The sequence below is a fragment of the Mesorhizobium sp. M5C.F.Ca.IN.020.32.2.1 genome (assembly GCF_004023105.1).
Lineage (GTDB): Bacteria > Pseudomonadota > Alphaproteobacteria > Rhizobiales > Rhizobiaceae > Mesorhizobium > Mesorhizobium wenxiniae.
This window is the reverse complement of record NZ_RZSX01000175.1, coordinates 1-8,919: the sequence shown is the minus strand read 5'-3', so window position 1 is coordinate 8,919 and position 8,919 is coordinate 1. Positions and strand designations below refer to the sequence as shown.

Annotated in this window: 9 protein-coding genes; 1 reads left to right on the top strand and 8 read right to left on the bottom strand. The window is 62.4% G+C overall.

The features are described 5' to 3' along the window. Window positions 1-37: 37 nt before the first annotated feature. On the bottom strand, window positions 38-739 hold the full coding sequence (locus EOA86_RS11510; protein ID WP_128341733.1) for a YafY family protein: 702 nt from the start codon (window positions 737-739) through the stop codon (window positions 38-40). A gap of 125 nt (window positions 740-864) precedes the next feature. On the opposite strand from EOA86_RS11510, the gene EOA86_RS11505 reads away from it, so the two are divergent. Continuing rightward, the gene (locus EOA86_RS11505; RefSeq protein ID WP_128341732.1) at window positions 865-1,500 is read left to right on the top strand and encodes a LysE family translocator; all 636 of its coding nucleotides are present in this window, start codon (window positions 865-867) and stop codon (window positions 1,498-1,500) included. A gap of 57 nt (window positions 1,501-1,557) precedes the next feature. Here the strand turns inward: EOA86_RS11505 and EOA86_RS11500 are convergent, their stop codons facing one another. The 7 genes from EOA86_RS11500 to EOA86_RS11470 all read right to left on the bottom strand — a co-directional run. Further along, a complete protein-coding gene (locus tag EOA86_RS11500; RefSeq protein ID WP_128341730.1) occupies window positions 1,558-2,649 on the bottom strand; it encodes a 3-deoxy-7-phosphoheptulonate synthase in 1,092 nt (363 codons plus the stop codon). A gap of 210 nt (window positions 2,650-2,859) precedes the next feature. After that, window positions 2,860-3,654, bottom strand: coding sequence for an SDR family oxidoreductase (locus EOA86_RS11495; protein WP_065011550.1), 795 nt, complete (start codon window positions 3,652-3,654; stop codon window positions 2,860-2,862). Window positions 3,655-3,681: 27 nt separating this feature from the next. After that, complete coding sequence (iolG, locus tag EOA86_RS11490; RefSeq protein WP_128341728.1) at window positions 3,682-4,683, bottom strand: inositol 2-dehydrogenase; 1,002 nt, start codon at window positions 4,681-4,683, stop codon at window positions 3,682-3,684. Window positions 4,684-4,812: 129 nt separating this feature from the next. Further along, complete coding sequence (locus tag EOA86_RS11485; protein WP_029347391.1) at window positions 4,813-5,580, bottom strand: ATP-binding cassette domain-containing protein; 768 nt, start codon at window positions 5,578-5,580, stop codon at window positions 4,813-4,815. A gap of 2 nt (window positions 5,581-5,582) precedes the next feature. After that, on the bottom strand, window positions 5,583-6,659 hold the full coding sequence (locus tag EOA86_RS11480) for an ABC transporter permease (protein ID WP_128341726.1): 1,077 nt from the start codon (window positions 6,657-6,659) through the stop codon (window positions 5,583-5,585). A gap of 156 nt (window positions 6,660-6,815) precedes the next feature. Further along, the gene (locus tag EOA86_RS11475) at window positions 6,816-7,757 is read right to left on the bottom strand and encodes a sugar ABC transporter substrate-binding protein (protein WP_095517462.1); all 942 of its coding nucleotides are present in this window, start codon (window positions 7,755-7,757) and stop codon (window positions 6,816-6,818) included. A gap of 381 nt (window positions 7,758-8,138) precedes the next feature. After that, window positions 8,139-8,919, bottom strand: a 781-nt coding sequence (locus tag EOA86_RS11470) for a substrate-binding domain-containing protein (RefSeq protein WP_128341724.1), incomplete at its 5' end; no start/stop codon positions are given.

Sequence of the window (8,919 nt, the reverse complement as noted above, 5' to 3'; positions counted from 1 at the left end):
AGATGTTAGATAGCTCAACCTGGAAGCCGGCGACGCATCAGTTGCCGGCGGTTGTGGCGTTGATCTCCCACCCGTCCACCCAGAGCTGCCGCAGATCATCGCCTTCGCCCTTGAACCATAGGCCTGTCGGCTGGCAGTCATCGATGCGGTCGCTGCGGAAATTGCGGATGGCCTGGCGGAGCTCGCACCATGCGACGATGTTGGCGGTTTCGGCATAGTAGATGAGGGCGATCGGGCGGATGATGCGTTCGGTCGCCCGGCCCGCTTCATCGCAATAGGAGAGGTCGAGCTTTTCCTCGTCGCGGATGGCGCGGCGAACCAGCGCCAGATCGACCGCCGAGGCCGAAGGTGCTGCGAATCCCCAGGCATGCAGGGCGTTGGCATCGAGCGTCTGGCGCAAAGGCGGCGGCACCGCGCCGGCGATCTTGGCGCTGACGCGCTTGGCCGCCTGCTTCAGCTCGCTGTCGCCGGTGCGCTCCAGCAACGCCAGCGACAACACGATCGCCTCCATCTCCTCGATCGAAAACATCAGCGGCGGCAGGTCGAAGCCGGGGCGCAGGATATAGCCAATGCCGCGGCCGCCTTGGATCGGCACACGCATCGCCTGCAAAGCGGCAATATCGCGATAGACCGAGCGCATCGTCACTTCCAGACGCTCGGCAATCATTGCCGCGGTCACCGGCTTTCTGGCTAGCCGTAGGATCTGGATGATCTCGAACAGACGCGACGCCTTGCGCAATTCACTCAACCTCGAAGGCAACTGACAATACCCCGTCAGTTGGGATCACCTATAGGGCGGCCTATCGGTTTGAAAATCAACAGGTTCCGCTGCGGCTTTGCGGCGCCAGACGGCAGGCAACTGACATGAGCTACACGGAAAACCTCTGGCTGTTCTTCATTCTCCTGTTCGGCATTATCGCCGTGCCGGGCATGGACATGCTGTTCGTGCTTGCCAATGCGCTGACCGGCGGACGCGACAGAGGATTGGCGGCGACCGGCGGCATCATGCTGGGCGGCATGGTGCATACGCTGAACGGCGCGGTCGGCGTCGGCCTGCTGATGCATTTCGTGCCGATCCTGTTCAAGCCACTCCTGATCGCCGGCGCCGCCTATATGGCCTTCATCGGCATTACTCTGATGCGCAGCTCCATCATCGTCGGCGATAACGCGCCCGCCGGCAGCCGCACTGCCTGGAAGGCGTTTCGCCAAGGGCTAGTGACCTGCCTGATCAATCCGAAGGCCTATCTTTTCGTCCTTGCCGTCTATCCGCAGTTCTTGAAGCCCGCCTACGGTCCGATCTGGATGCAGGCAACCGTCATGGGGTTGCTGACGGTCCTCACCCAGGCCGCCATCTATGGCGGGCTTGCGATCACCGCCGGCCGCAGCCGTAACCTGCTGGTCGCCAATCCGCAGACGACCGTTCTTGCCGGCCGGGCGGCTGGGCTGTTGCTGTTCGCCGTCTCGGTGTTCACTGTCTGGGAAGGACTCAGCGCGGCGTGATCCGCCGGGGAACGCCGCGCTGCCGTGTTTCAGCACCCTTGCCACAAGAGGAGCGCGTCAGGCGGCTCCCGGACGGCTCGATATCATTGCGCGTCGCGCTGACCGGCGCCGCTCGACGGCGTCGGCAAGGCCGTGCAGCACCGTCTCGGTGGTTGCCCAGTCGATGCAGCCATCGGTGATGCTCTGGCCATAGACCAGCGGCTTGTTGGGCATGACCTCCTGCCGGCCGGCGACGAGGTTGCTCTCGATCATGACGCCGATGATGCGCGCGTCGCCTGCTGCGACCTGGCCCGCCACGTCAGCCGCCACCGTCGGCTGGTTCCCAGGCTTCTTGTTGCTGTTGGCGTGGCTGACATCGATCATCAGCCGAGGTGCTACCCCGACCCGACCGAGCTCCGCGCAGGCGGCAGCTATGCTCGTTGCGTCATAGTTCGGCACAATGCCGCCGCGCAGGATGACGTGGCAGTCCTCGTTGCCGGTGGTCGTCGCGATGGCGCTGCGCCCGCCCTTCGTCACCGCCATGAAATGATGCGGCTGGGCGGCGGATTTCACCGCCTCGGCGGCGATCCGCAAATTGCCGTCGGTGCCGTTCTTGAAGCCGACAGGGCAGGACAGGCCGGATGCGAGTTCCCGATGGATCTGGCTCTCTGTCGTGCGCGCGCCGATCGCGCCCCAGGCAACGAGGTCGGCAATATATTGCGGAGTGGCCATATCGAGGAATTCGGTCGCCGCCGGGAGGCCGAGATTGTTGACGGCGGAGAGCACGTTGCGGGCCAGCCTCAGTCCCTTGTCGATATTGAAGCTGCCGTCCAGGTCGGGATCGTTGATCAGGCCCTTCCAGCCGATCGTAGTGCGCGGCTTCTCGAAATACACGCGCATCACGATCTCCAGCCGGTCCGACAGGCTCTCTCGAAGCGTCGCCAGACGGCTGGCATAGTCTACGGCAGCGTCCGGATCGTGGATCGAGCATGGGCCGACGACGACGATCAGCCGATCATCGGCGCCGGCCAGCACGGCGTGGATCGCGTTGCGTGACGCGGTAACGGTCCGCGTGGCCGTCAGCGTGCGCGGTATCTCCCGCATCACCTGGTCCGGCGTACTCAATTCCCTTATTTCCTTGACCCGAAGATCGTCGGTGGTGGTCAACACGGGTTTCTGCTCCTGATTGGGAGACCTGCCGGCTGAAACAAAAAAGCCGCCAGGTCTGGCGGCTGTTCGGATTTTGATGCTGCAATCTTCAGATCGAGCGCAATCCTCCCGCCGCCAGCGAGCTGCCGTAGCTAAAGTACCAGAACGAGACGGTCAGGTGGATCATGCCAGCCCTATAGCCGAAGCCGGGGCGCTTGTCACGCCCTGATGCTACTCTGCGCCCGCTCCGGCAACGTTCTGGTCGTAATCGACCAGCGATCCGGTCATGACGCCCGACTGCGGGCTGACCATATAGCTGATCAGCCGGGCAAGCTGGTCCGGCTTCACCAACTGGCCCATCGGCTGCGCGGCCTCGGCCTTTTCCAGCCAGTCGTCGGGTGCCGCGTGCCATTTCTTCTGCACGATGTCCTCGCCCTCGGTGTCCATCCAGCCAGGCAGCACCGCGTTGCAGCGGATGCGATTGCTGCGATAGGCGTTGGCGACATTCTTGGTCAGCGTCATGAGAGCGCCCTTGCTCGACGAATAGGGCGTCAGGAACGACTGGCCGCAATGCGCCGACATCGACAGCACGTTGACAATCGAGCCAGGCGCCTTGCGGTCGAGCAGGTGCGCCACCAGAGCCTGCATCAGGAAGAAGGGGCCGCGCACATTGGTCTGGAAGATCTGGTCGAATGTTTCCTCGGAGGTCTCGACCAGTGATCCGCGGGCCGAGGTGGCGGCGGCGTTGACCAGCGCGTTGACGGTGCCGAAATGAGCGATCGCCGTTTCGACGGCCCGCTTGCAGTCGGCCACTTGGGCGACATCGGCGCTGATGAAAATCGCGTCGACGCCCGACTTCTTGAGGGTGGCGACGGCCTTGTCGCCCTTCTCCTGCGAGCGTCCGATTAGCGCCAACGCCCGGCAGCCCTCATCGGCCAGCGCCTCGGCGACGGCGAAGCCGATGCCTTGCGCGCCGCCGGTGACGATGGCGCGTGTTTCGGAATTGCGACCGGCGGAACCGTTCATCGCCTTGCTCCTGTGCTTGGTGTTGCTTCAGATGGTCTTGTCGAGGCGGACGGTCTTGCCGTCCCTGGCCGATTTTAGCGCCGCGTCCGCCAGCCGCAGCGCGACGAGCCCATCCTTGCCGCTCGGTGCGGCCTTGTTGCCTGATGTCGCCGCCGCGATGAAGGCGGCGATCTCGTTGGCATAGGCTTCGAGGTAGCGGGTCATGAAGAAGTCGTGCAGCGGCGGGCGCGTATAGCCTTTCTCATTGGCCAGTTCGATCGACACCGGCCGCTGGTTCTCGGCCGCGACCATGCCTTTCGAGCCATGCACCTCGATGCGCTGGTCGTAGCCATAGGTGGCGCGCCGCGAATTGGAGATAATGCACTGCTTGCCGGAGGCGGTTTCGAGGATGACGCTGACGCTGTCGAAATCGCCGGCCTCGCCGATTTGTCTGTCGACCAGCACCGAGGCATGGGCGCTGACCGCCACCGGCTCCTCGCCGAGCAGGAAGCGCGCCATGTCGAAATCATGGATGGTCATGTCGCGGAAGATGCCGCCCGAGCGGCCGATATAGTCGAGCGGCGGCGGGCCGGGATCGCGCGACGTGATGGTGACCATCTCGACGGTGCCGATAGCGCCATCGTCGATCGCCTTGCGCACGGCGGCGAAATGCGGATCGAAGCGGCGGTTGAAGCCGACCATCAAAGTGGCGCCGGCCTTGTCGACCACGGCCAGGCATTCTTGCACTCTGCCGGCGTCAAGGTCGATCGGCTTCTCGCAGAAGATCGCCTTGCCGGCTTTGGCGAACCGCTCGATCAAATCGGCATGGGTGTCGGTCGGCGTGCAGATGATGACCGCATCGATATCCCCGGCCTCTTCGATGGCCTCGATGCTGCGCACTTCCGCGCCGTAGGCCGCCGCCAGTTCGGTCGCTGCTTTCTCGAAGGCGTCCGCCACGGCGACCAATTTAGCCTGCGGATTGGAGCCGACGGCGCGGGCGTGAACCTTGCCGATGCGGCCTGCACCGAGAAGAGCGAAGCGGAGAGACATGGGATTTCCTTTGAGGATTGTTCGAAATGGAAGTGCGTCTTTAATACACCGTTCACGGCAAGGCGCAGTAGATTTTCTTATTGCGGTTGCTCGGCGACGGGCCGATGACCCGCCGCGCCGGCATTCGCCTTAGGCCGCAAGTTCTGCCTCCCCGGTCTTGGCGCCGGTGATGTAAGAGACAACGTCGTTGCCGTCGGTGTCCTGCTTGCGCAGATTGGCGACGATGCGGCCGCGTCGGAAGACGACGATGCGGTCGACCAGATCAAACACCTGGCGCATGTTGTGACTGATCAGGATCAGCGGCTCGCCATTGGCTTTCAGCGTGCGGATGATGTTTTCGACCTGCATCGTCTCCTGCACACCAAGTGCTGCCGTCGGCTCGTCCATGATGATGAGCTTGGACGCAAAAGTCGCGGTTCTGGCGATTGCCACGCACTGGCGCTGGCCGCCCGACATGTGGCGGATGGTGTTGGAAAGGTTGGGAATCTTGACCGCCGTGCGGATCAGCGCTGCCTCGGTCGCCTTACGCATGAACTTGCGATCGAGGATCGAGAACGGCCCGAGATTGAAAAGCACCTTTTCGCGGCCGAGAAACAGGTTCGACGGCACGTCGAGATCGTCGGCGAGCGCAAGGTTCTGGAACACCGTTTCGATGCCCGCCTCGCGCGCGGCGATCGGGCCGGCGAAGTTCACTTCCTTGCCGTCGAACCAGACCTTGCCGCTGGTGCGCTGCTCGACGGCCGTGATCTGGCGCACGAAGGTCGATTTGCCGGCGCCGTTGTCGCCCATGATGGCGACATGCTCGCCCTTGCGCAGTTCGAAGTTCGCGCCTTCGAGCGCATGCACGCCGCCATAGTATTTGGTCAGGTTTTCGGTCTTCAGGACGATGTCTGACATGATCAAGCCCTCATTGCCCGCAGGCGCTGGCGCCACTGATCGAGAACGACTGCGCCGATGATGATCACACCCTTGACCATCTCCTGGTAGTAGGCGTCGAGGCGCAGGAAGGTGAAGCCGGAGATGATGACGCCGAAGATCAGCGCACCGATCACCGTTCCGATGATCGAGCCGCGGCCGCCAGACAGCGAGACGCCGCCGATGACCGCCATGGCGATCGCGTCCAGTTCGTACATCACGCCCATGCCGGCCTGAGCGGTGAGGTTCTTGGAGCTCAGCACCACGGCAGCAAGCGAGGCGAGGATGCCGGCAATGACGAAGACGAGGATCTTGTGGTTCTGGACATTTATGCCGGACATGCGGGCGGCGTCCTCGTTGGAGCCGATGGCATAACAGTGCTTGCCGTACCTGGTGTATGACAGGATCAGCTGGAACAAAATCGCCAGCGATATGAAGATGATGACCGGCATCAGCCCCTTGCCGATGGCGGCGAAACCTTCGGTGGGAAACGAGATCGGCTGCCCCTTGGACCACCATTTGGCGACGCCGCGCGCGGTGACCATCATGCCAAGCGTGGCGATGAACGGCGGAATGCGGGTGTAGGCGACCAGCGTTCCGTTGATCAGGCCCGCCAGCAGGCCGCAGCCGATCGCGACAAGCACCGGCACGATCACCGGCAGGTCAGTCCAGCCCTGCTCGATGAACATCGCCTTGGGGTTAGGGTTGCCGTTGACCGTCGCCACCTGGGCGAAGCTCATGGCGATCATCGCCGTGGCGCCGACGACCGAACCCGAGGAAAGATCGATGCCGCCGGAAATGATCACTTGCGTCACACCGATGGCGATGATGCCGACGATCGATACCTGCAGGATGATGATCTGCAGGCGCGCCTCGTTGAAGATCGTATCGACATTGGCGCGGGTGTTGAACAGGAAGCTGTCGCCAAGAAAGACGCGGCCTATCAGCTCGAAGGCGCCGACGAGGATGATGAGCGCCAGGAAAACGTTGAATTCGGCAGGCCATGTGCGCTTCTTCGCATCATAGCTGAGTCCGCCGACGCCATGGGTTGTCTGTGCCAAATCTTGATCCTCCATCAGCCGTAGTCGCCCTCCCGCCGGCTGTTTCGGCGATAAGGGAAAGGAGGAGAGGCGCTTTTTTGTTTTTTCGACATCGGATTCTCAAATCGGTCCGATGCTCTGCCGCGCCGCTCCCTATCGAAAAACGGGTCCTCTGCCTCAGTTCTTCTGCAGGAACTTGTCGATGTTTGCCGGCGTGACCAGCTGGAAGGGGATGTAGACCTTCTGTTCAACCGCCTCGCCCTTGGAAAGCTTGAGCGCCGCGTCCAGCGCCCCGGCACCCTGGCCGGCCGCATCCTGGAATACGGTGACGTCGAGATCGCCCGCCTGCATCGCGGCAAGCGCGTCCTGAGTGGCGTCCACGCCGCCGACGACAACCGACTTCATATCGATGTTGGCAGCCTTCATGGCCTGGATCGCACCGATGGCGCTTTCGTCATTGTTGGCGATCACACCGTCGAACGGCTTGCCGGTCGACAGCCAGTTGGTCATCAGGTTCTGCGCTTCCTCGCGTTTCCAGTTCGACGTCTGCTTGTCGATGATCTTGATGAAGCTGCATTCCGGAGTGGCGATCACATCGTCAATGTCCTTGGTGCGCTGCACCGCGGCCTGGTTCGACAGCTCGCCCATGATCACGTAGACATTGGCCTCGGTCTTGCCGGCTTCCTTGAACAGGCGGCAGACTTCCTGGGTCTCGAGAGTGCCTGACTCAACCTCGTTCGAGGCGACGAAGGCCTGGTTGTCCGGCAGCGTGTCGACATTGACCGGCTCGCGGTTGACATAGACCAGCGGAACATTGGCCGCAGCGGCCGCGTCCGACATTGCCTGGGTGGCCGAGGTGTCGACCGGATTGACGATGATCGCGTCGACGCCCGAGGCGACAAAGTTCTTGATCTGGTCGAGCTGCTTGGCGACGTCGTTCTGCGCGTCCTCGACCTGCAACTCCACGCCGTCCATGCCCTTGGCCTGCTCGATCATGCCGTTGCGCAGCACGGTGAGAAAATTGTCGTCGAACAGCGCCATTGACACGCCGATTTTGGCAGCGAGGGCGGACGAGCTCATCAGCGCCAAGAATGCGGCGCCCAACAGCAGTTTCTTCATTTTATCTCTCCTCCACAGAATTGGTGTCCGGCTGCACCGATCTACCCGGAATCCCCGATCTCCAGGGGAATCTCTCCCGATTGCCATCTCCGTTCCCGATGGCGATTTCCGCGTTGGCTGGAACGCCAAGTCCTCTGCTTGAAACAGATGTTCCGGAACGAAAGAACCAAAATACCTATCTGGTGAAATATTTATTCCATTCCGCCTGCGGGCGTCAAGGAGATTCCGAAATCGGATGGCGGATTTTCGGGCAACGCGGCTGAGCGCCGGCAAATCTTCTGCAAGAATCCATCAGGCTGATGGTTCACATCATTGCCGATGCATCGTGGTGCCCGATCTGAACCTGGATGCATTGGCTGAGCCTAGATGTTTTGCCCGAATCTAGATGTTTTCCGGCAGATAGATGTCGAAGGGCAGGAAGGTCTGGCCCGGCGCGTTGGCAGCGCCTGCCTCGATGGCATGCGCCATCAGATCGACAAGCTCGCGGCATAGTGCTGCCAGCGGCGTCGAAATCACCATGGTCAGGATGTTGTCGGCGAGCGCCGCGCGCGACTCGGCGTTTATCTCATTGCAAACCACCACCGGCATATTTACGGGCCTCGCTGCCCTGAGCGCGGAAACCGCGCCTTCCATGCCGCCGCCGGCGACGTAGCAGCCGGCAAGATCCGGGTACCGCGCCAGAAGATCGATCATCGCATCATGGGTCACCTGGTTGGCTTCCAGGTTGACCAGCGTCTCCATCACCGTGAATTCCGGCGCATGCTCGCGGAAAAATGATCTGAAGCCGATCTCGCGTAGCTCATGGCCATGGAAGCGATGGCTGCCGACAAAAAGTGCTACCTTGCCAGGCTTCCTCGCCGCCCTGGCGATCATCCAGGCCGCGGTACGACCGACCTTGCGGTTGTCGAGGCCGACATAGCCCTCGCGGATGCCGGCGGCAAAGTCGGATAGCAGAGAGAAGACGGGTTGCCCCTTTGCCTTCAGGGTCTCGACGGCTGCCGTCAGCGTCGGATGGTCCGGACCGACAAGCGCGACCGCCCTGGATTTCGCCGCCAGCTTGCGCATCTGGGCGGCGATCTCGTCGGGGGCCAGCGAACTGGCGAAATCGATGGTTGCGACGCCGCGGAAGCGCTGCGATTGCGAGACCGCCAGTTCGAGTTCC